We start from the raw sequence: 25,174 nt of genomic DNA on the forward strand, positions 1-25,174 counted from the left end.
GGCCGGCGTCACTTTTCGCCAGCCGCAGCTCGCCGAGTCGCTGCGCCTGCTGCAAAGGGACGGGGCGGATGGCTTCTATCGCGGCGAACTCGGGCGCCGGGTTGCCCAGGGTCTGGCCGATGCCGGCAGCCTGCTGTCCGCCGAAGACCTGGCCGCATTCAACTGCCGCCAGGTGGAACCGATCGGCGTGCGCTACCGCAACGGAATGGCGGTCAACATGCCGCCGCCGACCCAGGGGCTGGCTTCCCTGCTCATCCTGGGGCAGCTCGACCATTTCTATCTGGCCCGCCACCCGCACCTTTCCGCCGATTACGTGCATCTCGTGGTCGAGGCGACCAAGCAGGCTTTCCGCTTGCGCGACCGCCATGTGGCCGACCCGGATCATGTCGCCGTTCCGGTCGCCGAACTGCTCTCGCCCGCCACCACTGCCGGCCTGGCCGATGCCATCGATGTGTCCCGCGCCGCACCCTGGGGAAAAGGCGTGGGGCCGGCGGACACGGTCTGGTTCGGCGTCGTCGACGCGAAGGGCCGCGCCGTCAGCGCCATCCAGAGCATCTACCACGAATACGGCAGCGGCGTGGTGGCGGGCGATACCGGCATCCTCTGGCAGAACCGCGGCGCGTCCTTCTCGCTCGACCCGCGTCACGTCAACGTGCTGAAGCCGGGCAAACGTCCCTTCCACACGCTCAACCCAGCCATGTATCTGGAGAACGGTCGCCCGCGGCTGGTCTACGGCACCATGGGCGGCGACGGCCAGCCGCAGACGCAGGCGGCGGTCGCCACGCGTGCGCTGGACTATCGCCTGCCGCTGCCCGAGGTGCTGGACAGCCCGCGCTGGCTGCTCGGGCGCACCTGGGGACAGAGCAGCGACAGCCTGAAACTGGAAGGCCGCTTTGCGCCGGAGGTGTTCGACGAGCTCGCGCGGCGGGGACACACGGTGGAGCGGGTGGACGATTACGCGCAGATGATGGGGCACGCGGGCGTCATCCGTGTGCTGGACGACGGTGGCTGCGAGGCCGCCTCCGATCCGCGCAGCGACGGCGCCGCCGCCGGCGTCTGATTCAACAACACGCAGGGCCGCTGACGGCCGCATGAAGGAATGCAATTGCTGGAGCTCGTATCTTTTCTTGGCTTGGGTCTGGTCGCCGGGCTGCTCGCCGGCATGCTCGGGATCGGCGGCGGCGTCGTGATCGTCCCGGCCCTGATCTGGATTTTTCAGCACCATGGTCTGCCTGCCGAGGTCATCCCGCACCTGGCCATCGGCACTTCCCTTGCAGCCATCGTATTCACGTCGATGTCGGCGATCTGGGCGCAGCAGAAACGTCGCGCCATCGATTGGCCGGTGGTGCGCCTGCTGGCTCCGGCCACGCTGTTGGGCGGCTTCGCCAGCGGCTATCTGGCGGGCTTCATCCCGGCCCCCGTGCTGAAGGGGTTCTTCGCCGTCTTCCTGCTCTTCGTCGGCACCCAGTTCGTGCTGGACTGGAAACCCGCAGCACACTGGCGGCTGCCGGGCCGGGGGGGGTTGTGGGGCGTCGGCCTCGGTGTCGGTTCGCTTTCGGCCCTGCTCGGCATCGGCGGCGGCAACATCACCGTGCCTTTCCTGCACGCCTGCAACCTCGAACTCAAACGCGCCATCGCCATTTCCACCGCGCTAGGCCTGCCCATCGCGCTGTTCGGCGCGGCGGGCTTCGTCCTTTCGGGATGGGGCCACAGCCTGTTGCCGCCCGCAACCGTGGGCTATGTGTCGCTACCGGCGTTGGCGGCGATCGCCGGCGCCGCTATGCTGACGGCCCCGCTGGGGGTTCTCCTGGCACATGCCCTGCCGGTCAGGCTGCTCAAGCGAATTTTTGGCGTGCTGGTGCTGGCGATTTCGCTGCGCATGCTGTGGGACGTGCTGGCGTAAGCCATCGAACGAAGAGGTCACGATGAACGATCTGGATCAGAAGATACTCGCCATGCTGGTCGACGACGGGCGCATAAGCTTCGCCGACATCGCCCGAGAACAGGGCATTTCCCGGGTCCATGCGCGCGACCGGGTGCAGCGCCTGATCGACGATGGCGTCATCGAGAAATTCACCGTCATCGTCAACCCCGAAAAGGTCGGCACCACGGTTTCGGCGTTCTTCGACGTCGAGGTCGACCCGCAGGGGATCGAAATGGTCTCGGAGGACCTGGCCCGGCAGCCCGAGGTCAGAAGCCTCTACATCATGAGCGACATGACCAGCCTGCATATTCACACGCTGACCGAGGACAACACGGCGCTCGAGGATTTCGTGCGGCGCAACCTGTTTTCGCGCCGTCATGTCGTCAAGGTGAATTGCAAGATGCTGCTCAGCCGGGTCAAGAACCGGCGCGGCGGCTCGCGCATCTAGCGCAACGAACCGGCTCAGCCGCGACCGGGATGGCGACCCTGCTAGCAATGCATCGGTCAAGACTGGCGAGTAGTGTTAACGGCTCAGGTTGCCGCCACGGTAAACGCGGCTCACCCCTCCAACTTCGCGAACGCCGCCGCCATCGCGCCGCCTATCGGTGCTGAATCGGGACTGACTGCGGTCTGTTCCGTCGCATCGGTCAGCGGGTTAGCGCGATACTTTTTCGCTTTTCGTCCACTTCCCACACTTCCACCTTCATGATCTGTCCTGCCTTGAGCACGCTGTGTAGGTCTTTTACAGGGTGCTGGGTAGCGTCGAGATGTGGCCCAGCCATCCGTGATTGTTGAGACCGTTTGCGAGTTTGCAGTTCACAAACGTTGAAATTGGGCTTTAATGAGATTGGCTTATCTCTTTATTGCGGCACGCGTGTACAAGGTGTTGCGTGCACGATTCAAAACCAGTTGGATATGACATGGCGATGGGTCTTGCGACAGTTTTCAACGTGACTTGTGCGGCATGAATCAGGATGAAGAAAGGGTGCATGACAAAAACCAGAAGCTGCGTTTACCCGCGTGTACAGGGGCTGGCGTGGCTTCGCATGGTTGGGCTGCTCCTCCTTCTGACAGCATGTGCGAGTGGTCCGAAAGAGCAAGAGGTTGGGTCAACGCCGCCGCCCGGCGTCCATTTCGGCAACGAGATCGTGCTGCTGGATTCGGCCACCGAGAAAGTGGCAGCGCACATGACCCCGGATGGCCGGGTGCATCTGGTCGCGATTACCGCAGGAGACGATGCCTATCACGTCGTGGTGTCGGCGCAGGGCGTCGAACAGAAGGAAAAGATCGGTGCCAGGCGGTACGGCTATTACCAGAACCTGGCGATTACCGACGATGCCCAGGGCAGGTTGCATGTGGCATTGAAAGACGAGCACTGGATTCAGGAAAAAGGGGCTTGGCGTCTGGCCGGCGAAAATCGCTGTGCCCTGCTGGCCCGCGCCGGTGATTCGATGGCGTGTGCTTTGGACGTCGATGGAAGCGAGTTGGAAACCACAGCCCAGTGGGGCGCATCTATCATCGGTGGCCCCGCCGCCGCGATTCTCATTCCTTACCGATTCCGCCCGGACAAACTGGTGTTGGCAAAGGCGGTCGGAGACGACTGGTCTTACCGTAACGTCCTGGATCATCAGCTGCCTTATGTGGTCAATCTGACGAATCCCGACAGCGGCGTTCTGGCGGGTGATGCCTCGGGTACATTCCACCTGTTTTTCATTGCGCATGGGAGCAACTTTTATAGCACTCGCTATGACACGCTGACCTTCGCCGAAGATGGGGGGACTGACATCGAATGGCGCCAGCCGGATGGACAGGCCATCAAGCTCGGGAACCTGGAAAGCGAGCCGGCAAGGCCTGGCGCAAACTGGTTTATTCCATGGGGCATGCTGGCGCTGGCGGTTGATCCGCAAACAGGCAAGGCCCTGTTTTTCGCCCGCCGCATGGAGAGCGGATTCGGCAACAGGACTGATGCCTCGGTAGAAATACTCGGTGGCGTGTTCGGCCAGCCGGTGCCCCTCTCCGTCAAGAACGGCAACCCGAGGCGGCTCGCGCCTGCCGGCGATGAACGTTTTCATGCGCTCGTTACAGCCCGACCGGGTCTGCTTTATCTGGCCTACCGGGCAGGCGGCTGGACGGCGCCAGCCAGAGTCGGCGAATACGGCACGCCAAGCATGTTTCTGATCGGCGATAGTTCGATTCAAATTGTTTCGGACGGAAGAAGCCAGGCCCTGGCGATATGGCCCAAGCGGGAGGGTGCTCTGGTGGGGCGATGGATCGAACTGGATGAAACAAAAAGGTGGCCGTCCATCGGTTTCACTTCCTTCCAAGGCATGGCTCGCTCCTTCCGGGATGAGCCTTGCGGGGTAAACACTGTTACCCATGTCCTTGAACGCTTGTGTTACTGGTGAGTGTGAACCGTACAGTGGCAGGGCCGGAGCCTTTCATGCCTGCATTTTTCTTCAAGGCCCTATTCTGCTGGGTAGTTTTCTGGTGGCTTACCTGTGTTTGATCCTGATTTTCTTGTCGAGATTGCACATGCGCGTGTGGGTGAATAATGACGCCCCATTCAGTCATGCCGGGTAGCGAATCAAAGTGGCCAGGCCAGTCTGGCTTTTACATGTAACGGGGAACCAGCTCGCACTTTCACACTCCGTGTTGGTTCCTGACGAAAAGGCAAACCATGATTCACACTGACAGCATGATCTCTCACTGCGCGCTTGCGCCGATCCAACCGCGGGACAGTACGACGGGTCGATTCTTTATGGACAAGCTTGCTATGGCATACGCGCAGGCGGGCTTGCATTGAGCGCGGATACGCGGAACCCGCCCGATGTCGGGATACTGGAAGAACCCATCGTGGGCGCTTTCGGGTTGCCGGGCGACATGCCCTTTGTCAGCATCAAGGGCGACCCCAGCCTGCGTGAAACCGTGCCGCTGCGCCCGCGCCAGAAGTCACGGCTCGATCGCATCGCGGGGGAGGTGCTGGAAACCTGTGCCGAGCTGTTGCACAACACGGGGGTGTACGCGATCTATATCGGTTTCAACAGCTCTGAGGTACGCACCGAGTCGATCTTCAATCCTTTCTCCTACGAAGTGCACGACGCCGAGGATCTGGTGAAGCCGGGCTACACCAAGCGGCATTTCATCGCGGTGCCGTACGAAGAAAAGATGCGCACCGTCGCCTGGGTGCGTGCCATGGTCCAGACCGGGCCGCTGCGGCATTACCTGCCGCCGCACTGGATGAAGCTGATGGACGAGGAGCGCACGAGCTGGCAGCCGCTGGCTGCGGACCGCATCGATGCCATCGTGCAAAGCTTCAATACCTTGCGCCGCATCGAAGCGTACTACTTGCGCAACGCGGCCATTTCACTTCCGGAAGGTATCGTGCGGGCATCGTACAACTGCGACGGCACCTATATCGTGCGGGCGGATTATTTCCCTGAATTCGTGCGCATCAACACGCCGTGAACTGAAAGTACCTGCGACCTCAGTTCTTCAACTTCGAAAATGCAGCCGCCATCGCGCCGCCCATCGGCGCTGCAGCGGGCGCACGGTTCGATTTTCCGCCCGCGGGTTTGCCCTGAGCCCGATCGTCGCGTTGCGCGCGCTGGGCCGCATCGGGTCTGGCAGCGCGCTGTTCCGCCGCATCGCTCAGCCGCATGGTCAGCGCGATGCGTTTGCGCTTCTCGTCCACTTCCAGCACCTTCACCTTCACGATCTGCCCGGCCTTGACCACGCTGTGCGGGTCCTTGACGAAGCTGCTGGACAGCGCCGAGATGTGGACCAGGCCATCCTGATGCACGCCGATGTCGACGAAGGCGCCGAACGCGGCGACGTTGGTGACGACGCCTTCGAGGATCATGTCGGGCTTGAGGTCGGCGAGCTTTTCCACGCCGTCGCGGAAGCTCGCGGTAGTGAATTCGGGTCGCGGGTCGCGGCCGGGTTTTTCGAGTTCCCTGAGGATGTCGGTGATGGTGGGGATACCGAATTTCTCGTTGGCGTAGCTCGACGGGTTGAGCGACTGCAGCAGGCGGCTGTTGCCGATCACGCCCTTGATGTCCTGCTTGATGTCGGCGAGGATCGCTTGCACCAGCGGATACGATTCGGGGTGGACGGCGGAGGCGTCGAGCGGGTCGTCGCCGTCCATAATGCGCAGGAAGCCCGCCGCCTGTTCGAAGGTCTTGTCGCCGAGGCGCGGCACGTCGCGCAATTGCGCGCGGCTGGCGAACTTGCCCTTGGCGTCGCGGAAAGCAACGATGGCCTGCGCCACGCTGCTGCTCAAGCCGGAGACGCGCGCGAGCAAGGGTACCGACGCCGTGTTGACGTCGACGCCGACGGCGTTGACGCAATCCTCCACCACCGCATCGAGCGAACGCGCCAGCTGGAACTGGCTGACGTCGTGCTGGTACTGGCCGACGCCGATCGATTTGGGGTCGATCTTCACCAGCTCGGCCAGCGGGTCCTGCAGGCGGCGCGCGATGGAGACCGCGCCGCGCAGCGAAACGTCCATGTCGGGCAATTCGCGCGAGGCGAATTCGGACGCGGAATACACCGACGCGCCGGCCTCGGACACCACCACGCTGGTGAGCTTGAGTTCGGGACGCAGCTTGATCAGGTCGCGCGCCAGCTTGTCGGTTTCTCTAGATGCCGTGCCGTTGCCGATGGAAATCACTGAAACTTTGTGCTTCCCGGCCAGTTGGGCCAGCGTGTGCAGCGCACCGTCCCAGTCGTTCTTCGGCTGGTGCGGATAGATCACCGCGGTGTCGACCACCTTGCCGGTCTCGTCCACCACCGCCACTTTCACGCCGGTGCGGATGCCGGGGTCGAGCCCCAGGGTGGCGCGCGGCCCGGCGGGCGCGGCCAGCAGCAGGTCCTTGAGATTGCGCGCGAAGACGTTGATGGCCTCGGTCTCGGCGCGGCTGCGTAGCGCGGTCATCAGCTCGGTTTCCAGATGCATCGACAGCTTGACGCGCCAGGCGAAGCGCACGCTGTCCATCAGCCAGCGGTCGGCGGCGCGGCCCTGGTCCTGGATGCCGAAGCGGCCGGCGATGCGCAGTTCGCAGGGATTGGGCGGCGCGCTCCAGGCCGGCCGTTCTGCTTCGCTGTCGAGGCGCAGGCGCACGTCGAGCAGGTCTTCGCGGCGACCGCGGAACACGGCCAGTGCGCGGTGCGAGGGCAGGGCGGCGAGGGGTTCGGCATAGTCGAAATAGTCGGCATATTTTTCCGCCGCGTCGTGCTTGCCTTCCAGCACTTTCGATTCGACCACGCCGTGCTCCTGCACGTATTCGCGCAGGGATTGCAGCAGGCTCGCATCTTCGGCGAAGCGCTCCATCAGGATTTGCCGCGCGCCATCGAGTGCGGCCTTCGCATCGGTAACACCGGGGTTGTCGCCCTGTTCGCTGGTGAACGGCTCGCGCAGGTATTTGGCTGCTTCTTCGTCGGGATTGAGCAGGGGGTTCGTCAGCAGGGTGTCCGCCAGCGGCTCCAGACCCGCCTCCAGCGCGATCTGCGCCTTGGTGCGGCGCTTCTGCTTGTACGGCAGATAAAGGTCTTCCAGCTGGGTCTTGTCCAGCGCAAACGCGATCGCCTTCAGCAGTTCCGGCGTCATCTTGCCCTGCTCGGTGATCGACGCGACGATGGCGCTGCGGCGTTCTTCCAGCTCGCGCAGATAGCGCAGCCGGTCTTCCAGCAGGCGCAGCTGGGCGTCGTCCAGGCCGCCGGTCGCTTCCTTGCGGTAGCGCGAGATGAACGGCACGGTCGCGCCTTCGTCCAGCAGAGCGATGGCGGCAGCCACCTGTGCAGGTTTGGCCGCGATCTCGGCGGCGAGGCGGTGTTCGATGGAGGGCAGCATGGTTCGATTGACTGAATGACTCGGCCCCCGAGTCGCGAGGCCGATGGGTGAAGGAATCGGGGTGCGCATTATGCCGAATATCCCCAGCCCGGGGCATCACCCGTTCCACGCTCGCCGGGTTTCGACCAAGAGGGGCATGCAGCCCGTGGCCCAATCCGTCCTCCGCAGCCTCACGGCGCGCCGCCCGATATTGTTTTCCCGGTTTTCTATACTTGGGATCGGTCAGGGAGCACGGGATGTGTGGAGGGGCTGGAAATGACCAAGTGGATATTCGAACCGGGACATTCCGCCGCGGAGTTTGTAGTGCGGCACATGATGGTGTCGAACATGCGCGGCCTGTTCAAGAATGTGCATGGCAGCATCGACTTCGATCCGGACAATCCGGCGGACGCTGCCGGGGTCGAGGCGACGATCAACGCGGCGGGCGTCTGGACGGGGGACGATGAGCGCGACGCGCGGCTGCGCGGTGCAGACTTTCTGAATGTGGAGAAGTATCCGGACATGCGCTTCAGCAGTGCCGAGGTTCGCTGTGTGGGCGGAGCCGATTTCAAGGTTGCGGGCGATCTCACCCTGCGCGGCGTGACCCGGCCGGTCATGCTGGCTGCTCATTATCTGGGCCGCTGGCAGTGTCCTTACTGGGAAGGCGGCAGGGATCTGGGGCCGGTGAGCCGTATCGGATTCGTCGCCACCACGGCGATCAACCGCCATGACTTCGGCGTGAACTGGAACGCGCCCATGGACCGGGGCGGCAGGGTCGTCGGCGATGAGCTTGCGATCACCCTGGACGTCGAGGCCATTGCCGAATCCGACATGCTGCGGATAGCCGCGGTTCTGCTGGAAAAGTGAACGGCCGGATTGCCGTGCCGGATGTGCGGGCCTCCCAGCCGGCGCGTCCTTACTCGCCCGGCGTCCTGTCGCGCAGCATCAGGTTCATCAACTCGCCGGGCATTGGAAAGACAATGGTATTGCTCCGGTCGCCGGCGATGTTGGACAGCGTCTGCAGGTAGCGCAGTTGCATCGCCTGTGGCCTGCCGGCGAGGATTTCGGCGGCGGCCAGCAGCTTCTCCGAGGCCTGCAGTTCGCCCTCCGCATGGATCACCTTGGCGCGCCGCTCGCGCTCGGCCTCGGCCTGTTTGGCGATCGCGCGCACCATGGTTTCGTCGATATCGACATGCTTGATTTCGACGTTCGAAACCTTGATGCCCCAGGCGTCGGTCTGGGTGTCGAGCAGTTGCTGGATGTCCTGGTTGAGGCGCTCGCGTTCGGCCAGCATGTCGTCGAGCTCATGCTTGCCCAGCACCGCGCGCAGCGTGGTCTGCGCCAGCTGGCTGGTGGCGTTGAGGTAGTCCTCCACCTGCAGGATGGATTTGGCGGGGTCGATGACGCGGAAATACACCACCGCGTTGACCTTGACCGAGACGTTGTCGCGCGAGATCACGTCCTGGCTCGGCACGTCGAACACCACGGTACGCAGGTCCACCCGCACCATCTGCTGGATGCCGGGCAGGATGACCACCAGCCCCGGTCCCTTCACCTTCCAGAAGCGCCCGAGCATGAACACCACGCCGCGCTCGTATTCGCGCAGGATGCGCAGGCTGGCGGCCAGCAGTCCGACGACCAGCAAGACGATAGTCAATCCACCGAATTCAAACATGATCAATCTCCTTGTCGGGTTCCACATCGAGGATGAGGTCATGCCGGGCGCGTACCCGCACCCGGCTGCCGCGTGCGAGCGGCGCCTTGCTGCGCACCCGCCACTGTTCGCCGTGCACGCGCGCCCAGCCTTCGTGTTCCATGTCTGCCAGGATTTCACCCGGGGCGCCGATCATTTCCTCTGCGCCGGTCATCACCGGCCGCGCACGTGCCTTGATCGCCATGCCGGCGACGAAGAAGCTGAACAGCGCGCTCGCCACCGCCACCGGGACGATCAGCATCCAGGGGAGGCCGTAGCCGGGGAGGTCGGTGTCGATCAGCATCACCGAGCCGATGATGAAGGCAGCCACGCCGCCCAGCCCGAGCGCGCCGAAGCTGGGCACGAACGCCTCGGAAATCATCAGCGCGATGCCCAGCAGCATCAGCGCCAGCCCGGCGTAGCTGATCGGCATCACCTGCAGCGCGAACAGCCCGAGCAGCAGGCAGATGCCGCCGACCACGCCGGGGAACAGCATGCCGGGATTGGAAAATTCGTAGATCAGTCCATAAATGCCGAGCAGCATCAGGATGTAGGCAATGCTGGGGTCGCCGATCACCGCCAGCAGGCGGCTGCGCCAGTCGGGCTCGACCCGCTCGATCTCAAGCTGGGCGGTGCTGAGCGTGACCGTCTGGCCATCCATCTTGATGACGCGGCCGTTGAGTTGCGTCAGCAGGTCGTCGAGGTCGGTCGCGACGAGGTCGATCACCTTCATTTCCAGCGCCTCGGAGGCGGACAGGCTGACCGCCTCGCGCACCGCCCGCTCGGCCCATTCGGCATTGCGCCCACGCAGTTCGGCTAGCCCGCGAATGTAGGCGGCGGCGTCGTGCACCGCCTTGCGCATTTTGGGGTCGCCCGTCGGGGTGTCGGCAGGCTTGGCGGCTTCCGGCTTGTCGCTTTGCGTGGGCTTGTCCGGCGCGGTTGGCTTGTCGCCGCCCGTAGGTGCCAGTTCGACCGGCGTCGCCGCGCCCAGGTTGGTGGCCGGCGCCATTGCCGCGATATGGCTGGCGTACAGGATGTAGGTTCCGGCACTGGCGGCGCGCGCGCCTTTGGGTGAAACGTAGGTGGCAATCGGAACCGGCGAGGCAAGGATGGCCTTGATGATGTCGCGCATCGAGCTGTCGAGCCCGCCCGGGGTGTCCATCTCGATCACGATCAGATGCGCCTGGTCGTCGATCGCCTTGTCGATGCCGCGCAGCAGATAGTCGGCGCTGGCCGGGCTGATCGCGCCCTGCACTGTCAGCACCCGTACGGTTGACGCGCCGGCCGGAGCGGCCAGCGTCAGCGTCAGGCAGGCTACAAGCAGGATGAGGTGTGAGAGGATGCGAAACGGACTGGGCATGGCTTCACTCTAGACCGAAAAAACAGGGGTGACCGGGCCCGGGGAAGACGGCGGATAAAGGGGGCTCTTCCTGGCGCGCAGAACGCCCTGGCCGCATTGCAACGCAAAATGATGGACTTACTTGATCGATCAACATGAACCACAACACTGTCCGCGCCCGGCTGTCCCTCTCGTTCAAAGGCGAAACCCGCGAACTCGATACCCTCATCGATCTGGATCGTTGTCTGGGCGAGTCGGGCGAAGCACCCGATTTCCATCGTCTGCTGGCGCAGGCGGCCGGGATCGATCCCTATTCGTATCTGTATGAAAGCCTGGAGTCGCACGAGATCGCGTTCTCGGACGCCACCGGGGCGGCGGTGCAGAGCTGCCGCGACGGCGGCTTCGACTGGGCGCAGTTTGCGCAGGATGCTCGCGAGGAGCGGGACTGGCAGGCGGTGCGGGCCGTCACTGAACCCTTGCTGGGCGCGCGCGATCTGGATGCCGAGCCGGCGCTGAAGGCGGCCTTGCTGGCGGTTTATCGGGCCGGGCAGGCGCGCGGCGCGGCGGGCTGAGGATTGCCGTGCCCGGCCGGGCTGCCGGGCGTCATGACGTATCGTTCAAACAGGAAGACTGATGATGGGATCAAACCGTTTCAAGCGCAGCGCAAAACCCTGGCTGCTTGTGCTGTCGCTGCTGCTGGCGTGTCCGGCGGTCGCCGGCGTCTACAAATGGACGGACGCGCAGGGCCGCATCCAGTACAGCGATACGCCGCCGCCGGCAGCCGCGAGCACGCAGCTCAAACTGCAAAGCTATTCCGGCCCGGTTCAGGTCGGCCAGGCGGTGGGGGCGGGGAGCGGGGTGACGATCTACACCACCGAATGGTGCGGGGTGTGCAAGCGCGCCAAGGACTACTTCAGGCAGAACGGGGTGGCTTTCAGCGAATGGGATGTGGAGAAAACGGATCATGGCGCGGCCAAGTTCAGGCAGCTGGGCGGTACGGCGGTGCCGCTGATCACAGTCGGTTCGGAAAAGATGACGGGCTTTAACGCCAGCCGCTTCATGGAGACGTGGAAAAAGACCCAGGCCCGGCCTTGAGCGGCCGGTTCGCCGCATGCGTCATCCACGCGGGTGACTCGCCGCCCGCTCAGGCCTTGCCGTGTCCCGCCAGCTTGCGCCAGACCAGGCCGCCGGGCGCCTGGTTGCCAGTGAGCAGGTAATTCAGCGTGTTGTCGTCGTGCAGCCCCAGCGCCTGCTGGTGGCGCATGTGCACTTCGCCGCAGAGCAGGTGCGGGTTGCCCGGCCCGCGATCCGGCACAATGCGGATTCCTTCATCGTCGTTTTGCCGCCCCATGATCGATCCTTCCCTGCAAATCCTGTTCTGGTTGCTGGCCGCCCTGCTGATCGTGGTTGGCTTCGCCGGCCTGATCCTGCCCGCGCTGCCGGGCATTCCGCTGGTATTCGCGGGGCTGGTGCTGCTGGCCTGGGCGGAAAACTTCGTTTATGTCGGCTGGGGCACGCTGACGCTGCTGGGCGTGCTGGCGCTGCTGAGCTTCGGGGTGGATTTTCTGGCGACGGCGCTGGGTGCGAAAAAATTCGGCGCGTCCTCGCGGGCGATCTGGGGCGCTGCGATCGGTGCGCTGGTCGGACTGTTTTTCGGCCTGCCGGGGCTGCTGCTGGGGCCTTTCCTCGGCGCGGTGATCGGCGAGTTCAGCGGCAAGGCCACGCTCAAGGCGGCGACCCACGCCGGGGTGGGGGCGACGCTGGGCCTGCTGTTCGGCACCTTGCTGAAAATCGCCCTGGCGTTTGCCATGCTGGGCGTGTTCGTACTGGCTCGCCTGCTTTGAATCTGGAACGCGCGGCGCCCGTTTCGAATGCGGAGAAAACCCTGTTTTATTTTGCCGTTCACATTGCTTGAATTTGGTCTTTAATAGGATTAGTTTGTCTCTTTACTGGGGCGGACAGCATCATGGCCGGCAAGCCTGCCGCCCGCTTCATTTCCCCGGCCTTTTATCTCGACAGGAATTCCTTTGACGACCAAACGACCCGCCCGCGCCACCGCCCAGGTTTCCGCCGCACGTAGCCGCAAGGCGGCGCCCCGCATCGCCGCTGGCGGCGATATTTCGCCCGTCAGCAGCAAGGCGGGCATTGAAACCTACACTGTGGACGAGGCGGTGAATGCCGCGCAGGAATCCAAGATCGAGGCGGTGAAGGACATCCTCAGCCGCGCAGGAAACGGCAGCCCCGAGTTGATCGAGTCGCTGAAGGCCATCCTTGCCGGGGCGTCGCCGGAAGACGCCGAGGTGCTGCGCAATGCGCTGCTTGTCCGGCCGCCGCTCGCCCGCCCCGGCGTGCCCTTTGATCCGGACGGCGAACTGGCCGACGACTGGCGTGAGGGCGGTTATCCCTACAAGAACCTGATGTCGCGCAAGAGCTACGAGCGGCAGAAATACCAGCTGCAGGTGGAACTGCTCAAGCTGCAGGCCTGGGTGAAGGAAACCGGGCAGAAGGTGGTGATCCTGTTCGAGGGCCGCGACGCGGCCGGCAAGGGCGGTGCGATCAAGCGCTTCATGGAACATCTCAACCCGCGCGGCGCGCACGTGGTGGCGCTGGAAAAGCCCAGCGAGATGGAACGCGGGCAGTGGTATTTCCAGCGCTACGTCCAGCACCTGCCGACCGCGGGCGAGATCGCGCTGTTCGACCGCTCCTGGTACAACCGCGCCGGCGTGGAGCGGGTGATGGGCTTCTGCAATCAGGACGAATACCTGGAATTCATGCGCCAGGCGCCGGAGTTCGAGCGCAACCTGGTGCGCAGCGGCGTGCACCTGATCAAGTTCTGGTTTTCGGTCAGCCGCGACGAACAGCGCCGCCGCTTCAAGGAGCGCAAGGTGCACCCGCTCAAGCAGTGGAAGCTGTCGCCGATCGACCTCGCCTCGCTCGACAAGTGGGATGAGTACACCAAGGCCAAGGAATCGATGTTCTTCTACACCGACACCGCCGACTCGCCGTGGACCGTGATCAAGTCGGACGACAAGAAGCGTGCGCGCCTCAACGCCATGCGCTATGTCCTGCATCGTTTGCCCTACACCAACAAGGATGTTGCCCGCATCGGCTCGCTCGACCTGCTTCTGGTCGGCCGCGCGCATGTGGTGTACGAGCGCGGTGAGCATCAGGAAAACCCGCTGCTGTAAGTTCCGCGACTGCGCCGCGTTCGCGCGCCGCAGCCTTGTCTCCCCGATGAAAGGCCCGGCATGACCCACACCTACTGCATGACCTCACACTGCGATCTGGCCGCGGCCTGTGCGCGCTACGAGGACGATGCCGGCAAGCATCTGCTGAACCGCACCTATGCGGATTTCAGCGAGGAGTTGATTCATCAGCCGGACCGCACGACGTGCTGCCCGTTCTTCATCGACAAGCAGGCTGCTGACCCCTCGCAATAGACAACTCCAGCTGGCGGGCCACCGATTTATGGCAGCATGCGGCTTTGACCTGTGACGGAGATTCGATCATGGCCACACCCGCCCGCAGTCTTTTCCTGTTGCCCCTGATCGCGGCAACCCTGACCCTGCCTGCCGCCCATGCCGCCGACATGCCCTTGCGCAAGTCCGGCCTGTGGGAAATCAAAACCGACACCCGCGCGGGCGGCCAGAAAATGCCCGGTCCGATGGTGATGCAGATGTGCATCGACCAGAGCAAGGACGACATGACCGCCGAGCCCGGCGACATGCGCGAGATGAAGAAGCGCTGCTCGAAAATGGACGTCAAGCAAAGCGGCAACACAATGACGGTCGATTCGGTCTGCATGCACGAAGGCCACGCGGTAAGCAGCCACACCGTCATCAGCGGCGACATGAACACCGCCTACCGGATGGAAAGCCAGTCGCGGTTTTCACCGCCGATGAACGGGATGGCCACGATGGACGCGAGCATGACCGGTAAATGGCTGGGCCCGTGCAAGCCGGGGCAGGCCCACGGTTCGGTGATGCTACCGGGCATGGGAGCGGGCGGGGCGTTCAAGATGGACCCCGAAACGATGAAAAAAATGCAGCAGATGCAGCAGCAATACGGCCGCTGAAGCCGATTCTCCAACGAGGCACGATTCCCCATGTCGATGACACGCGCTTCCCGCGCTTGCGTTCTGTTCGCGGCCGCCCTGCTGTCGGCCTGCGCCAGTCCGCCTGCGCCGCTGCCGACCGTGCCGCGCGTTGATCTGGCGCGCTACGCCGGCGCCTGGTACGAGATCGCCATGCTGCCGAACCGCTTCCAGTCGATGTGCGTGGCCGATACCCGGGCGACGTATCGCATCGACGGCGAAGCGGTCTCGGTGCTGAATCAGTGCCGCACCGCAGACGGCTCGATCGCGCAGGCCGAAGGCATCGCCAAGGTGGTGGCGGGCAGCCAGGGCGCCAAGCTGCGGGTGAGTTTTTTCCGTCCGTTTTACGGCGATTACTGGATCCTCGACCTCGATCCGGATTACCGCTGGGCGCTGGTGGGCGAGCCGGGGCGCGATTACGCCTGGATTCTGGCGCGCGACACAAGGCTTGACGCGGCCACGCTGGAACAATTGCTGGCGCGCGCTGCGGCGCTGGGGTTTGACCGTCGGGCCTTCGTGCGCACGCCGCAAGCCGGGACGAACTGATCCGGGCGGGCGAGGATCAAGTCGCTGCCAGGATCGCCGATAAATAAAGAATGCCTTGCTAACGGCACCCTCATGCCAGGCCGGATCATGATCGTTTTCTGCACGTGGCATCAAGAATGGGAGAACAGTTGAGGTTTTCGCGCTACTCGCTGGGTATGGCCATGCTGCTGACGCTGACCCTGATGGGCTGGGTCGGCGTGTTCCTGGCCGAGTCACGCTCGCTGATCGCCTTCTTCGACAATCTGTACTGGACGACGGGCTATGCCTGCGGCGCCCTGCTTGCCTGGCATGCCTATCTGCAGCGGGCGCGTTCATCGCCGGTCTTGCGCTGGAGCACCATAGGTCTCGCCAGCCTGACGCTGGGGCAGATCGTCTGGGCGCTACAGGTCTACTTCGAATGGATGCCGTTTCCCGGGCCCTCCGATCCGTTCTTTCTCGCCACCGGGCCGCTGATCGCCGTCGGCTTGTGGCAGCTCGCCGCGTCGCGCCTGGACATTCAGGCCAAGCGCATCCTGGTGCTGGATACGGTCACCCTGCTGGTGGGGGTGCTGACGGCGAGCATGCTGCTGTTCATTCCCCGGCAGGGTGACTTCACCCTGATGGAACTGCTGGTGTTGGCAGCCTATCCGCTGGGCTTGATGCTGCCGGCCTGTCTGGCGCTGAATCTGTTGCTGACCGTGCGCGCGCGCCTGGACTGGCGGGTGTTGCTGCTGCCGCTGTCGCTGGTTCTGTTTACCCTGCACTGGGTGGAATGGAACCTGCGTTTCCTTGCCAACGCCTTGCTGGATGGCGACTGGCTGAATATCGGGTTTTCGGCAGTGGCCATCCTGATCGGTTGGGCTGCCACGCTGTTTTCGGTCGAAACGGAAAACGACAAGCGCTGGGACCGTCGCTGCGAGAGTATTTTGCGGCTGCTGCCGATGATGATGGTTGTGGTATCGGCCGGCGCCGTGGTCATCGCCAGCACCAACACGGCGCTGCCCCGGTTCGTCAATCTGGTTGTTTCGCTCGGGGCCGCCATCACGGTCGTGCTCGCGTCGATCCGGCAAACCTATCTGCTGCGGGAGCGTGACCGCTTGCTGGATGCCGAGGAGGAAATCCAGAGGCTGGCCCATTTCGATGTGCTCACCGGCCTGCCCAACCGCACTTTGCTGACCCATCGCCTGGAACAGGCCATGGCCCTGTCGCACCGCCAGGCGAACCTGGATGCCTTGATCCTGATCAATATCGACCGTTTCAAGACCCTGAATGATGCCCGCGGCCACGCGCTCGGCAATGCCTTGCTGGTGGCCATCGGCACCCGCCTAGCTGGCAGCCTGCGCGAGGGCGACACTCTGGCGCGGCTGACCGCAGACGAGTTCGCCATCCTGCGGCAGGATCTGGGTGCGTCGCGGGATGTGGCGAGCCGTAACGCCCTGGTCGCTGCCGAGCACATTCTCGATGCCCTGCGCCAGCCGTTCCGCTTTGGCGAAGATGAAATCTCGCTCACCGCCAGCGTGGGCATCAGCCTGTGCCCGGAAGGCGAGAACGATTACGCGCAGGAAGTGTTGCGCCGGGCAGATAACGCCCTGCATCTGGCCAAGAGCGCGGGCGGCGGGCGGATCGTGTTTTTCGAATCCCGCATGGGCGAATATGCCGAGCAGCGCTTTCGCGTCGAGCGCGAACTGCATCGCGCCATCGCCGCGGGCGATCTGCGGCTGCATCTGCAGTCCCAGATCGACCCCAGCGGGCGCATCGCCGGCGCTGAAGTCCTGGTGCGCTGGCAACACCCGGAGCGCGGTCTGCTGCCACCTGCCGAATTCATCGATATTGCGGAGGAAACCGATCTGATCGTGGAAATCGGCGCCTGGGTGATGACCGAGTCCTGTCGCCTGATGGCGCAGGAGGCCCAAGCCGGCCATCGTTTGCCGCTGTCGGTCAATCTGAGCCCGCGCCAGTTCCGTGCCCCCGGTTTCATCCAGTGGGTCCGGCAACTGCTGGCCAGCACTGGCGTCGAGCCGTCGCAACTCACGCTGGAGGTCACAGAAGGCGTGGTGATCGGCGATATCGACGAGGTGGTGGCGAAAATGAGCGAGATTGCGGCATTGGGCGTGCATTTTTCGCTCGATGATTTCGGTACCGGCTATTCTTCACTTGCCTACCTGAAGCGCTTGCCGATCGATGAGATCAAGATCGACCGCACATTTGTGCAGGATATGCTGACCGATTCGGACGATGCCGCGCTGGTGGAAACCATTGTTTCGGTCGCCAGGCACATGCGGCTCAAGGTTGTGGCAGAAGGCGTGGAAACGCAGCAACAGGCTGACTTTCTCAACCAGTTGGGGCCGTTGACGCACCAGGGGTATTTGTATGGCCGGCCCGAAGCAGCCGCGACCTGGATCGAAAACTGGCGATGCATCGCGGACGCGCCAGCGTTCGTGCAGAGTTAAATATTTCAATTGAGCGATTCGAATGGAACGCTGGAAGGACACACCATGGCCACATCCGACACCCGCAACTTTGCCGTGTTTTGCGATTTTGAAAACGTGGCCATTGGCCTGAAGGAGGGCAAGCACCCGGAGTTCAAGATTCGTCCCGTGCTCGAGCGGCTGCTGCTCAAGGGCAGCATCGTGGTGAAAAAAGCCTACTGCGACTGGGACCGCTACAAGGAATACAAACGTGATCTGCACGAGGCGGCGTTCGAGCTGATCGAGATTCCGCATGTGCGGCAGTCGGGCAAGAACTCGGCGGACATCCGCATGGTGGTGGATGCACTCGACCTTTGCTACACCAAGTCGCACATCGACGCCTTCGTGATCATCAGCGGGGATTCCGATTTTTCGCCGCTGATTTCCAAGCTGAAGGAAAACGGCAAGAGCGTGATCGGTATCGGGGTGCGCGGTTCGGCGTCGTCGCTGCTGATCGGCAACTGCGACGAGTTCATTTTCTACGAAGACCTGCTGCCGTTGAAGCCGCCACCCGTCAGGGTGGCGCAAGCGGCCGCCAAAAAGCCGGCTGCGCTTGCCCAGCCGGTCACCGAGGCAGCCAGCGGCGCGGTCAAGGCGGCGAGCCCGACCCGGCGGCGCGCGCGCCCGGCGGCGGACAAGGCCGGCGAATCGGCCCCGGCTGCGGCGAGGGCGGAGCCGAGCGCCGAGGACAAGAAAAACCAGGCCATCGAGATCGTGGTGAGCACGGTGGATCAGCTGCTGGCCGAACGCGGCGGCGAGGGCGCGATTTCGGCCTCGCTGATCAAGAGCACCATCAAGCGCGTGCACCCGGGGTTCAGCGAATCGGAATACGGCTACAGCGCGTTCGGCAAGATCCTCGACGATGCACACAAAAAAGGTGCGCTGGCCGTGGACAAGAAAGAGGGCGGTGCGGTCTTCGTCAGCCTGCCGCCCTCCCGGGTCTGATCGGGCCGATCCACTGCCGGGAGGTGACATGGCCAAGAAATCCTGTCCGCTGTCCAAAGTCTATGGCCTGCTGGAGCCGGGTCCGGTGGTGTTATCACCACCGCCAGCAAGGGCCGCAGCAACGTCATGACGCAGTCGTGGCACACGATGCTGGAGTTCGAGCCGCCGCTGCTGGCGGCGGTCATCAGCAACCGTAATTATTCGTTCGAGCTGCTGCGGGCCAGCCGGGAATGCGTGATCAATATCCCGACGCTGGAACTGGCGGAAAAAGTGGTGGCCTGCGGCAATACTTCGGGGCGCACCACCGACAAGTTCGATGCCTTCGGCCTGACGCCCACCCCGGCTGCCTGCGTGGCCGCGCCGCTGATCGCGGAGTGCTATGCCAGCATCGAGTGCCGGGTGGCGGACACGCGGATGGTCAACAAATACAACCTGTTCGTGTTCGAGGCGGTCAAGGCGTGGATCGACCCGGCGCAGCCCGACCCGCGTACCTTGCACCATCGCGGCAAAGGCGCATTCATGGTGGCCGGCGAGACCGTGAAACTGCGCTCGAAAATGAAGTGAAGCCGCTACGTCGCGGCAGAAACATTCCTTAACAATTCTGCGGCGGCCAGACATCCTTCGGAGACATCGCGCGGCCACACTGTCTCCCATGCCGCATCCATTCCGGATCGGCTTTTGACTCAGTCTCAAAGGAGAACGCAATGAAATCGATGAAGACTCAACGTGCCCTGCTGGTCGCCCTGCTTGTGGGCAGCGGCGTGCTCGCGGCTTCCGCATATGCCATGAACGGCGGCCCCGATGGCAAGCCCGGTTGCGAGATGCGCCACGGCCCGGCGATGCAGGAAAAAATGGTGGAGCGGCACGACAAGCGCCTGGCCGAACTGAAGGACAAGCTGAAACTGACGCCCGCGCAGACGGCTGCATGGCAGACCTTCGCCGAGGCCGAAAAACCCAGACAGCCGGCGCAGGACCGTGAGGCCATGCGCGAGGCGTACGCAAAAATGAACACGCCGCAGCGTCTGGATGCGATGCTGGAGAAATCCAATGTTCGCCATGCCAAGATGGTGGCGCGCGTCGAAGCGGTGAAAAGCTTTTATGCCCAGCTGACGCCCGAGCAGCAGGCGGTATTCGATGCGCAAGCCAGGCCGAACCTGGGCCATGGTCATCACGGGAAAGCCCGTCAGCAGTCTTGATACGCAGGGTTTGACGGCTGAAGGGGGCGGGCGACCGCCCCCTTTTTCATGGGGTGGGGCTCAGGCTTTGTCCGCCGGTACCGTCAGTTCGGTCGGTTCGGTCGTTTCCGCAACCGGCGGTGTCTCGGGGGTGGCCGCTTTCCTGAGTTCCTTTTCGGCTTTCTTTTTCTTTTTTTCCAGTTCGCGCTGGCGCTTTTCGTAGGAATAGTTCGGTTTCATGACACGGCTCGGATCGGTGGTGGAACAGACACAATACTCCAGCCGGACGCATACGCCGTCACCTGCGGGATTTTGGATGGCCGGTCGCGCTCAACTTCCGCGCCATCCAGCCAGGTCTTCTGCGAAAATGCGACGCTCGCTGTGCGACGGCAGCCGCTGTCGCGCATGCTTCACCCGGCCACCAGGACAATCCCATGAAAAAAACCGATTTGTACAAGAACGAAGGCCTCAAGATCAGCGGCCAGATGCGCCAGGCCGGCACGCCGGACCGCTTTGGCGGCGCTGCCGGCGCGGCCTTGTCGCGTCGCGATCAGCGCAAGCAGGAACAGGCGCAGGGTCTGGTAGCGTTTGCGGTCAAACTCGATGGCGAACTGGTGAAACAGGTTCATGCGCGGGCCGCAGCGCGTCAGATGACGCTCAACGAAACGGTTGCCGAACTGCTTGGCAAAGGATTGGCCGCGGCCTGATTGCGCGGATACGTCTGAGGATTCGCCTTGCCTGGATTTGAGATGAAAGATTTGAGATGAAGCGCCTGTTGCTGATCGTCGCGCTCGCGCTTGCCGCGTATCTGGGGCTGGCCCCTGCGCCGGGACATTCCGACCGGCCCGCAAGCGGTGGGCCGGCCGTCGTCGAAACCAGCCCGGCCGTCATCGATCAGGCCTTTGCCGGGCAGCGCAGCAACCTGCAGGTGGAAGGGCAGGGCACGGTGCTGAGGCTGCTGGCGGACGACAACACGGGTAGCCGCCATCAGCGTTTCATCGTGCGGCTGGATTCCGGGCTGACCGTGCTGGTGGCGCACAACATCGATCTGGCACCGCGCCTCGATGCCTTGCGCGCGGGAGATGCCATCGCCTTTGCCGGCGAATATGAGTGGAGCTCGAAGGGTGGCGTGATCCACTGGACGCACCACGACCCGCAAGGCCGCCATCCCGGCGGCTGGCTCAGGCACGGTGGCCGGACTTACGAATAGTGGAGTGCGCGCGATGCCTGAACTGTTTTTGCCCCTGAGCCTGCCGCATGCGCTTGCAGCCTGGAACACACCCGGTTTCGGTGAGGTTTTCAAACAGGAAGCCGAGCAACTCGACCCAAGCCAGCTGCCTTTGCAGCAGGGGCTGTCGGGCACCAGCGACGTGGCTGACGAGCCGTTCCGCGTGATGTTGATCGGCGCGGCTTTGGATACCGGCGCCTGCATCCGCGTGAAGGCGGGAATTTTCTATGCCGGCATACTTGGCGGCTGCAGCTGCGCCGACGATCCGACGCCGCTCGAATCGCAGCCTGAGTACTGCGTGCTGTGGTTCGACATCGACAAAACCAGCGCGGCAACCCGCGTCAGTCTGGTTGCGGACGACTGATTTCCGTACAGGCTGCTAGGCCACGCTGCCAAAGCTGCGGTCGCTCGCCATGAACGGCGCTTTCAGACCGGCCAGGCGGCAACTCTGGGCAATCGGTCCGCCCGGAAACAAGGTGTAGAGAAATCTCAGGCCGCCCTGCAGGTGGAAGTGCTCGTCCAGCGCGTCGTGCAGCTCGCGCAATCCGATCACGGTGTCGTCGTCATGGTGCGCGTAATAATTCTGCAGCGCGCGAATGACGTCCCAGTGCGCCATGCTGAGTTCCAGCCCTTCCTCGCGCGCTGTTTTCAAGGCGTCTTCCGGCGTCCAGTCCAGCGGTGCGTAGGGAAAGTCGGGATGGGTGGCGCGGTCGCCAACCAGTTTGTTGATGTCGGTGGATGTGTGCAACATGATCAGGCTCCTTCAACGTTTACACATCATCAGCATAGGCCAGCGGCGGTACGATTCAATACCGCAGGCCGGCCGGCTGGGGGCGAAGGAGATCAGTTTTCTGAATGCTTGCGGGGCCGACGGCCGGCGTGGACCGGCTGTCATGTCCGGGTTTCATACGGGTCGCCGGACGCGCAAGGCAGAGGGCTCATCGGGCGCTTTTCGCAGTCCGGCTGGCTCCCGGGCTCAAGCAAGGCGGTATAAAGCCGTATTCATCCAATGTCGACTTGAATGTCATCTTTATAATTCCATCCGGCCGAATCAATATCGGCTCAACGAGGCAAGCTACAGAAAGTGTTTCATCGATGAGTGAACTGGAACAACGCATCAGCGTCGAGCAGGTGAGGGTGGGGCTGTATATCCACCTGGAAGACTGGATGGACCATCCTTTCCTGTTCAGCAGCTTCAAGGTGCGCAACGAAAAGCAGCTGCAGATTTTGCGCTCCCTGAAAATGACGCATGTGCTGTACGACCCGGCGCGCAGCGATCAGCCGCCCTTGCCGCCGCCTGCTGCGGACGCGCTACCGCTACCGCCCGTGGCGGCGCCGGTGGTCGATCCCGAAATGGAGGCCATGTGGGCGGCCAAGCAGGCACGGCGCGAGAAGCTGGCGGCGCAGCGCGAGGCGCTGGGACGCTGCGACAAGAAATTCAGCGCCGGGGTGGCGACGGTGCAGACTCTGCTGCGCAATCTGTTTTCGCGTTCGGAAGAATCGATTCGCCAGGCGCATACGCTGGTGTCGGAGATGGTCGACTCGATGCTGGCCGAAAAGGATATCGTGCTGCACCTGATGAACACCAAGGCGGGCGACGAGGGTACGTATTACCACGCGCTCAACGTCACCATACTGGCGCTGATTCTGGGACGCGATGCGAAGCTGGATGCCTGGGAGATGCGCGCGCTGGGGCTGGGTGCGCTGCTGCACGATCTGGGCAAGGAAAAAGTGCCGAGCCAGATCCGGCTGAAGAAAACGCCCTGGACCACCGCTGAACGCAATTTCTACCAGATGCACGTGGCCTATGGCCTGGAGATGCTGCAGCAACTGCCGGACGTCAGCGCCGCGGCGCTTGACGTGGTGGCGAAGCATCATGAGCTGCTCGACGGCAGCGGCTTTCCCGGCAAGCTCAAGGGCGAGCAGATTGGCCGGCTGGCGCGCATCGCCTGCATCGCCAACACCTTCGACAACTACTGCAATCCGATCAACCCGGCGGAGGCGATGACGCCGGCCGAAGCCTTGTCATTCATGTTCAAGTACGAGAAGGGCAAGTTCGACCCCGAACTGATGCAGCTGTTCGTGCGCTGCATGGGGGTGTATCCGCCGGGTAGCCTGGTGCAGTTGAACAACGGCCAGACCGGCCTGGTGATGAGCGTGAACCCGGGCCGGCTGCTGCAACCCTCGTTGCTGATTTACGACCCGGAGGTACCCAAGGACGAAGCCTTGTGGCTGGACCTGAGCGCGGAGCCGCAACTATCGGTAGTCAAAACCCTGCGACCGCAGGAACTGTGCAAGGCCGTGCTGGATTACCTCGATCCGCGCACGCGCATCAGCTATTTTGCCGATGGCGGGGGCACCGCGTCGGCCGGCCGGTAGACGCGGCCGACGAAGCGTGCGCGCGATGCGATACGGCAGGCGCACCCGTCATCAGAACTGGTAGCCGACGCCCATATTGAAACCATCCTGACTCTTGCCGTCGTCGTTGTCCTGGGTCTGGTAATCGGCTTTCAGCACCACGTTGGGGTGCGGCTAGAAGTTCATGCCGAAGTCGGTCTGCTGTTTCTGGGTGTTGGCGCTGACGCCGGCGCGGTTGTCCCACGCGTTGTAGCGCGCGAACACGCTTCATTGTTCGTTGATGCGGAACGCGGGCTCGATGTACTAGCCGACTTGCTTGTCGGCGCCGATCGCCGCCGGGCTCCACTGCCATCTAGGTTCCATTGCGCGTACAGCGCTTTCAGGCCGAAGGGGCCGCGATTGAAGATGCCGTGCGTCTCGAAAAGATAGGCGCTGCCGGCGGTCAGGCCCAGCCGCTGTGGCGGCGAGGCCTTCACCAGCGTGCTGCGGGCGAGTGCGTGTTTCGGGTTTTTCTGTAGCAAGGTCTTCATGGGACTCCCTTCAGGTCAAGTGCGGGCTGGTTGAGCGGGAGGCCTGGCGGGCTGGCGATTGAAAAAACGTTATGCGATAAAACTCATCCCCAACCCGCGGCGACGGCCGCGCGATAGACGCCGAAGCACGCAAGCCAGGCCAGACCGAACAGATAGCCGGCCATGACGAGCGTCCACTTCCAGCCGCCGGTTTCGCGCTTGACGGTGGCAAGCGTCGACAGGCACTGTGGGGCGAAGACGAACCAGGTCAGCAGCGAGAGCGCGGTGGCGAGGCTCCAGCTATGCGCAATCAGGGGCGTCAAGGCCCGTGCGGTGTCGTCGCCCGTGGCGGATAGGGCGTAGACCGTGCCGAGTGCGCTCACTGCGACTTCGCGCGCGGCCATGCCGGGCACCAGCGCCACGCTGATTTGCCAGTTGAAGCCGATCGGCTCGAAGATCGTGGCGAGGCCGCGGCCGAGCGTGCCGGCGAGGCTGTATTCGATCGCCGCGCCGGTCGCGCCGGCGGGCGGCGCAGGGAAGCTGGCGAGGAACCACATGACGACGGTGAGCGCCAGGATGATGCCGCCGACGCGCTTCAAGAAAATGGATGCGCGCTGCCACAGCCCGATGGCGACGTTGCGCGGGGTCGGCCAGTGGTAGGTGGGCAGCTCCATCATCAGTGGACGCGGCAGGTCGCGGCTGGTGAGGCGCTTGGCCAGCCAGGCGATGCCCATCGCGCTTGCCACGCCGGCGACGTAGAGGCCGAACAGCACCAGCCCCTGCAATTCGAACATACCACCGACGTTGCGCTTGGGGATGAAGGCGCCGATCAGCAACGCATACACCGGCAGCCGTGCCGAGCAGGTCATCAGAGGCATGATCATGATGGTGACGAGACGGTCGCGCGGACTGGCGATGGTGCGTGCGGCCATGATGCCGGGGATGGCACAGGCGAAGCTCGACAAGAGCGGGATGAACGAGCGGCCCGACAGACCCACGCTGCCCATAATGCGGTCGAGCATGAAGGCGGCGCGTGGCAGGTAGCCCGATTCCTCCAGCACCAGGATGAAGAAGAACAGGATCAGGATCT

28 protein-coding genes are annotated in these 25,174 nt (G+C 63.5%); 21 read left to right on the forward strand and 7 right to left on the reverse strand.

Annotation, left to right across the window (positions count from 1 at the left end; translation table 11 throughout):
* The 5 genes from IV098_RS03010 to IV098_RS03030 all read left to right on the forward strand — a co-directional run.
* On the forward strand, positions 1-1,060 hold a 1,060-nt coding region (locus IV098_RS03010), incomplete at its 5' end, for a gamma-glutamyltransferase family protein (RefSeq protein ID WP_296886327.1).
* A gap of 45 nt (positions 1,061-1,105) precedes the next feature.
* Complete coding sequence (locus IV098_RS03015) at positions 1,106-1,903, forward strand: sulfite exporter TauE/SafE family protein (RefSeq protein ID WP_296886328.1); 798 nt, start codon at positions 1,106-1,108, stop codon at positions 1,901-1,903.
* Positions 1,904-1,925: 22 nt separating this feature from the next.
* On the forward strand, positions 1,926-2,372 hold the full coding sequence (locus IV098_RS03020) for an Lrp/AsnC family transcriptional regulator (protein ID WP_296886329.1): 447 nt from the start codon (positions 1,926-1,928) through the stop codon (positions 2,370-2,372).
* A gap of 598 nt (positions 2,373-2,970) precedes the next feature.
* A complete protein-coding gene (locus IV098_RS03025) occupies positions 2,971-4,329 on the forward strand; it encodes a hypothetical protein (protein ID WP_296886330.1) in 1,359 nt (452 codons plus the stop codon).
* 394 nt (positions 4,330-4,723) lie between these two features.
* Complete coding sequence (locus IV098_RS03030; protein ID WP_296886331.1) at positions 4,724-5,389, forward strand: hypothetical protein; 666 nt, start codon at positions 4,724-4,726, stop codon at positions 5,387-5,389.
* A gap of 19 nt (positions 5,390-5,408) precedes the next feature.
* Here IV098_RS03030 and IV098_RS03035 read toward each other — a convergent pair whose 3' ends face one another.
* Entirely contained in the window at positions 5,409-7,772 is a 2,364-nt protein-coding gene (locus IV098_RS03035) for a Tex family protein (protein WP_296886332.1), read from the reverse strand.
* Positions 7,773-8,027: 255 nt separating this feature from the next.
* On the opposite strand from IV098_RS03035, the gene IV098_RS03040 reads away from it, so the two are divergent.
* The gene (locus IV098_RS03040; protein ID WP_296886333.1) at positions 8,028-8,618 is read left to right on the forward strand and encodes a YceI family protein; all 591 of its coding nucleotides are present in this window, start codon (positions 8,028-8,030) and stop codon (positions 8,616-8,618) included.
* Between the two features lie 49 nt (positions 8,619-8,667).
* On the opposite strand, the gene IV098_RS03045 is transcribed toward IV098_RS03040, so the two are convergent.
* Positions 8,668-9,426 (reverse strand): slipin family protein, encoded by a 759-nt coding sequence (locus IV098_RS03045; RefSeq protein WP_296886334.1) that lies wholly within the window; start codon positions 9,424-9,426, stop codon positions 8,668-8,670.
* The gene (locus IV098_RS03050; RefSeq protein WP_296886335.1) at positions 9,419-10,804 is read right to left on the reverse strand and encodes a nodulation protein NfeD; all 1,386 of its coding nucleotides are present in this window, start codon (positions 10,802-10,804) and stop codon (positions 9,419-9,421) included. The genes IV098_RS03045 and IV098_RS03050 overlap by 8 nt, the downstream gene beginning before the upstream one ends.
* Positions 10,805-10,938: 134 nt before the next feature.
* On the opposite strand from IV098_RS03050, the gene IV098_RS03055 reads away from it, so the two are divergent.
* Both IV098_RS03055 and IV098_RS03060 read left to right on the forward strand, forming a co-directional pair.
* Positions 10,939-11,355 carry a hypothetical protein gene (locus tag IV098_RS03055; RefSeq protein ID WP_296886336.1) on the forward strand — a complete coding sequence of 139 codons (417 nt, stop codon included), beginning with the start codon at positions 10,939-10,941 and terminating at the stop codon, positions 11,353-11,355.
* Between the two features lie 61 nt (positions 11,356-11,416).
* Positions 11,417-11,878 carry a glutaredoxin family protein gene (locus IV098_RS03060; protein WP_296886337.1) on the forward strand — a complete coding sequence of 154 codons (462 nt, stop codon included), beginning with the start codon at positions 11,417-11,419 and terminating at the stop codon, positions 11,876-11,878.
* A gap of 49 nt (positions 11,879-11,927) precedes the next feature.
* Here IV098_RS03060 and IV098_RS03065 read toward each other — a convergent pair whose 3' ends face one another.
* Positions 11,928-12,134: a hypothetical protein gene (locus IV098_RS03065; RefSeq protein WP_296886338.1), complete on the reverse strand. Its 207-nt coding sequence runs from the start codon at positions 12,132-12,134 to the stop codon at positions 11,928-11,930.
* On the opposite strand from IV098_RS03065, the gene IV098_RS03070 reads away from it, so the two are divergent.
* The 9 genes from IV098_RS03070 to IV098_RS03110 all read left to right on the forward strand — a co-directional run bounded on the left by IV098_RS03070 (position 12,133) and on the right by IV098_RS03110 (position 20,010).
* Positions 12,133-12,627, forward strand: coding sequence for a DUF456 domain-containing protein (locus tag IV098_RS03070; RefSeq protein WP_296886339.1), 495 nt, complete (start codon positions 12,133-12,135; stop codon positions 12,625-12,627). The genes IV098_RS03065 and IV098_RS03070 overlap by 2 nt on opposite strands.
* A 183-nt stretch (positions 12,628-12,810) precedes the next feature.
* A complete protein-coding gene (gene ppk2, locus IV098_RS03075) occupies positions 12,811-13,971 on the forward strand; it encodes a polyphosphate kinase 2 (RefSeq protein WP_296886340.1) in 1,161 nt (386 codons plus the stop codon).
* 60 nt (positions 13,972-14,031) lie between these two features.
* Positions 14,032-14,223 carry a hypothetical protein gene (locus tag IV098_RS03080; RefSeq protein ID WP_296886341.1) on the forward strand — a complete coding sequence of 64 codons (192 nt, stop codon included), beginning with the start codon at positions 14,032-14,034 and terminating at the stop codon, positions 14,221-14,223.
* A 68-nt stretch (positions 14,224-14,291) separates the two neighbouring features.
* Entirely contained in the window at positions 14,292-14,858 is a 567-nt protein-coding gene (locus IV098_RS03085; RefSeq protein WP_296886342.1) for a DUF3617 family protein, read from the forward strand.
* A 30-nt stretch (positions 14,859-14,888) separates the two neighbouring features.
* Positions 14,889-15,422 carry a lipocalin family protein gene (locus IV098_RS03090; RefSeq protein WP_296886343.1) on the forward strand — a complete coding sequence of 178 codons (534 nt, stop codon included), beginning with the start codon at positions 14,889-14,891 and terminating at the stop codon, positions 15,420-15,422.
* Positions 15,423-15,538: 116 nt separating this feature from the next.
* The gene (locus IV098_RS03095) at positions 15,539-17,851 is read left to right on the forward strand and encodes an EAL domain-containing protein (RefSeq protein ID WP_296886344.1); all 2,313 of its coding nucleotides are present in this window, start codon (positions 15,539-15,541) and stop codon (positions 17,849-17,851) included.
* 45 nt (positions 17,852-17,896) lie between these two features.
* Positions 17,897-18,814, forward strand: coding sequence for an NYN domain-containing protein (locus IV098_RS03100; RefSeq protein WP_296886345.1), 918 nt, complete (start codon positions 17,897-17,899; stop codon positions 18,812-18,814).
* Positions 18,815-18,940: 126 nt separating this feature from the next.
* Complete coding sequence (locus tag IV098_RS03105; protein ID WP_296886346.1) at positions 18,941-19,378, forward strand: flavin reductase family protein; 438 nt, start codon at positions 18,941-18,943, stop codon at positions 19,376-19,378.
* A 140-nt stretch (positions 19,379-19,518) separates the two neighbouring features.
* Positions 19,519-20,010, forward strand: a complete 492-nt coding sequence (locus tag IV098_RS03110) for a Spy/CpxP family protein refolding chaperone (RefSeq protein ID WP_296886347.1) — start codon at positions 19,519-19,521, stop codon at positions 20,008-20,010.
* 60 nt (positions 20,011-20,070) lie between these two features.
* Here IV098_RS03110 and IV098_RS03115 read toward each other — a convergent pair whose 3' ends face one another.
* Positions 20,071-20,229: a hypothetical protein gene (locus IV098_RS03115; RefSeq protein ID WP_296886348.1), complete on the reverse strand. Its 159-nt coding sequence runs from the start codon at positions 20,227-20,229 to the stop codon at positions 20,071-20,073.
* 194 nt (positions 20,230-20,423) lie between these two features.
* On the opposite strand from IV098_RS03115, the gene IV098_RS03120 reads away from it, so the two are divergent.
* The 3 genes from IV098_RS03120 to IV098_RS03130 are packed head-to-tail and all read left to right on the forward strand — an operon-like array spanning position 20,424 to position 21,581.
* Positions 20,424-20,696 (forward strand): hypothetical protein, encoded by a 273-nt coding sequence (locus IV098_RS03120; RefSeq protein ID WP_296886349.1) that lies wholly within the window; start codon positions 20,424-20,426, stop codon positions 20,694-20,696.
* Positions 20,697-20,752: 56 nt separating this feature from the next.
* A complete protein-coding gene (locus tag IV098_RS03125; protein WP_296886350.1) occupies positions 20,753-21,199 on the forward strand; it encodes a DUF3465 domain-containing protein in 447 nt (148 codons plus the stop codon).
* Between the two features lie 13 nt (positions 21,200-21,212).
* Positions 21,213-21,581 (forward strand): hypothetical protein, encoded by a 369-nt coding sequence (locus tag IV098_RS03130; protein WP_296886351.1) that lies wholly within the window; start codon positions 21,213-21,215, stop codon positions 21,579-21,581.
* 15 nt (positions 21,582-21,596) lie between these two features.
* Here IV098_RS03130 and IV098_RS03135 read toward each other — a convergent pair whose 3' ends face one another.
* Positions 21,597-21,968, reverse strand: coding sequence for a TusE/DsrC/DsvC family sulfur relay protein (locus IV098_RS03135; RefSeq protein ID WP_296886352.1), 372 nt, complete (start codon positions 21,966-21,968; stop codon positions 21,597-21,599).
* 344 nt (positions 21,969-22,312) lie between these two features.
* On the opposite strand from IV098_RS03135, the gene IV098_RS03140 reads away from it, so the two are divergent.
* Positions 22,313-23,596: an HD-GYP domain-containing protein gene (locus tag IV098_RS03140; protein ID WP_296886353.1), complete on the forward strand. Its 1,284-nt coding sequence runs from the start codon at positions 22,313-22,315 to the stop codon at positions 23,594-23,596.
* 592 nt (positions 23,597-24,188) lie between these two features.
* Here the strand turns inward: IV098_RS03140 and IV098_RS03145 are convergent.
* On the reverse strand, positions 24,189-25,174 hold a 986-nt coding region (locus tag IV098_RS03145; protein ID WP_296886354.1), incomplete at its 5' end, for a ferrous iron transporter B.

The organism is Thiobacillus sp. (genome assembly GCF_018780105.1).
Classification (GTDB): Bacteria; Pseudomonadota; Gammaproteobacteria; order Burkholderiales; family Thiobacillaceae; genus Thiobacillus.

Excerpts from the sequence above, each read along its gene's own strand:
- IV098_RS03020 (WP_296886329.1), top strand. The coding sequence starts at position 1,926 with ATGAACGATCTGGATCAGAAGATACTCGCCATGCTGGTCGACGACGGG.
- IV098_RS03025 (WP_296886330.1), top strand. The coding sequence starts at position 2,971 with ATGGTTGGGCTGCTCCTCCTTCTGACAGCATGTGCGAGTGGTCCGAAA.
- IV098_RS03035 (WP_296886332.1), bottom strand. The coding sequence starts at position 7,772 with ATGCTGCCCTCCATCGAACACCGCCTCGCCGCCGAGATCGCGGCCAAA.
- IV098_RS03040 (WP_296886333.1), top strand. The coding sequence starts at position 8,028 with ATGACCAAGTGGATATTCGAACCGGGACATTCCGCCGCGGAGTTTGTA.
- IV098_RS03045 (WP_296886334.1), bottom strand. The coding sequence starts at position 9,426 with ATGTTTGAATTCGGTGGATTGACTATCGTCTTGCTGGTCGTCGGACTG.
- IV098_RS03050 (WP_296886335.1), bottom strand. The coding sequence starts at position 10,804 with ATGCCCAGTCCGTTTCGCATCCTCTCACACCTCATCCTGCTTGTAGCC.
- IV098_RS03055 (WP_296886336.1), top strand. The coding sequence starts at position 10,939 with ATGAACCACAACACTGTCCGCGCCCGGCTGTCCCTCTCGTTCAAAGGC.
- IV098_RS03060 (WP_296886337.1), top strand. The coding sequence starts at position 11,417 with ATGATGGGATCAAACCGTTTCAAGCGCAGCGCAAAACCCTGGCTGCTT.
- IV098_RS03070 (WP_296886339.1), top strand. The coding sequence starts at position 12,133 with ATGATCGATCCTTCCCTGCAAATCCTGTTCTGGTTGCTGGCCGCCCTG.
- IV098_RS03065 (WP_296886338.1), bottom strand. The coding sequence starts at position 12,134 with ATGGGGCGGCAAAACGACGATGAAGGAATCCGCATTGTGCCGGATCGC.
- IV098_RS03080 (WP_296886341.1), top strand. The coding sequence starts at position 14,032 with ATGACCCACACCTACTGCATGACCTCACACTGCGATCTGGCCGCGGCC.
- IV098_RS03085 (WP_296886342.1), top strand. The coding sequence starts at position 14,292 with ATGGCCACACCCGCCCGCAGTCTTTTCCTGTTGCCCCTGATCGCGGCA.
- IV098_RS03090 (WP_296886343.1), top strand. The coding sequence starts at position 14,889 with ATGTCGATGACACGCGCTTCCCGCGCTTGCGTTCTGTTCGCGGCCGCC.
- IV098_RS03095 (WP_296886344.1), top strand. The coding sequence starts at position 15,539 with ATGGGAGAACAGTTGAGGTTTTCGCGCTACTCGCTGGGTATGGCCATG.
- IV098_RS03100 (WP_296886345.1), top strand. The coding sequence starts at position 17,897 with ATGGCCACATCCGACACCCGCAACTTTGCCGTGTTTTGCGATTTTGAA.
- IV098_RS03105 (WP_296886346.1), top strand. The coding sequence starts at position 18,941 with ATGACGCAGTCGTGGCACACGATGCTGGAGTTCGAGCCGCCGCTGCTG.
- IV098_RS03110 (WP_296886347.1), top strand. The coding sequence starts at position 19,519 with ATGAAATCGATGAAGACTCAACGTGCCCTGCTGGTCGCCCTGCTTGTG.
- IV098_RS03115 (WP_296886348.1), bottom strand. The coding sequence starts at position 20,229 with ATGAAACCGAACTATTCCTACGAAAAGCGCCAGCGCGAACTGGAAAAA.
- IV098_RS03120 (WP_296886349.1), top strand. The coding sequence starts at position 20,424 with ATGAAAAAAACCGATTTGTACAAGAACGAAGGCCTCAAGATCAGCGGC.
- IV098_RS03125 (WP_296886350.1), top strand. The coding sequence starts at position 20,753 with ATGAAGCGCCTGTTGCTGATCGTCGCGCTCGCGCTTGCCGCGTATCTG.
- IV098_RS03130 (WP_296886351.1), top strand. The coding sequence starts at position 21,213 with ATGCCTGAACTGTTTTTGCCCCTGAGCCTGCCGCATGCGCTTGCAGCC.
- IV098_RS03135 (WP_296886352.1), bottom strand. The coding sequence starts at position 21,968 with ATGTTGCACACATCCACCGACATCAACAAACTGGTTGGCGACCGCGCC.
- IV098_RS03140 (WP_296886353.1), top strand. The coding sequence starts at position 22,313 with ATGAGTGAACTGGAACAACGCATCAGCGTCGAGCAGGTGAGGGTGGGG.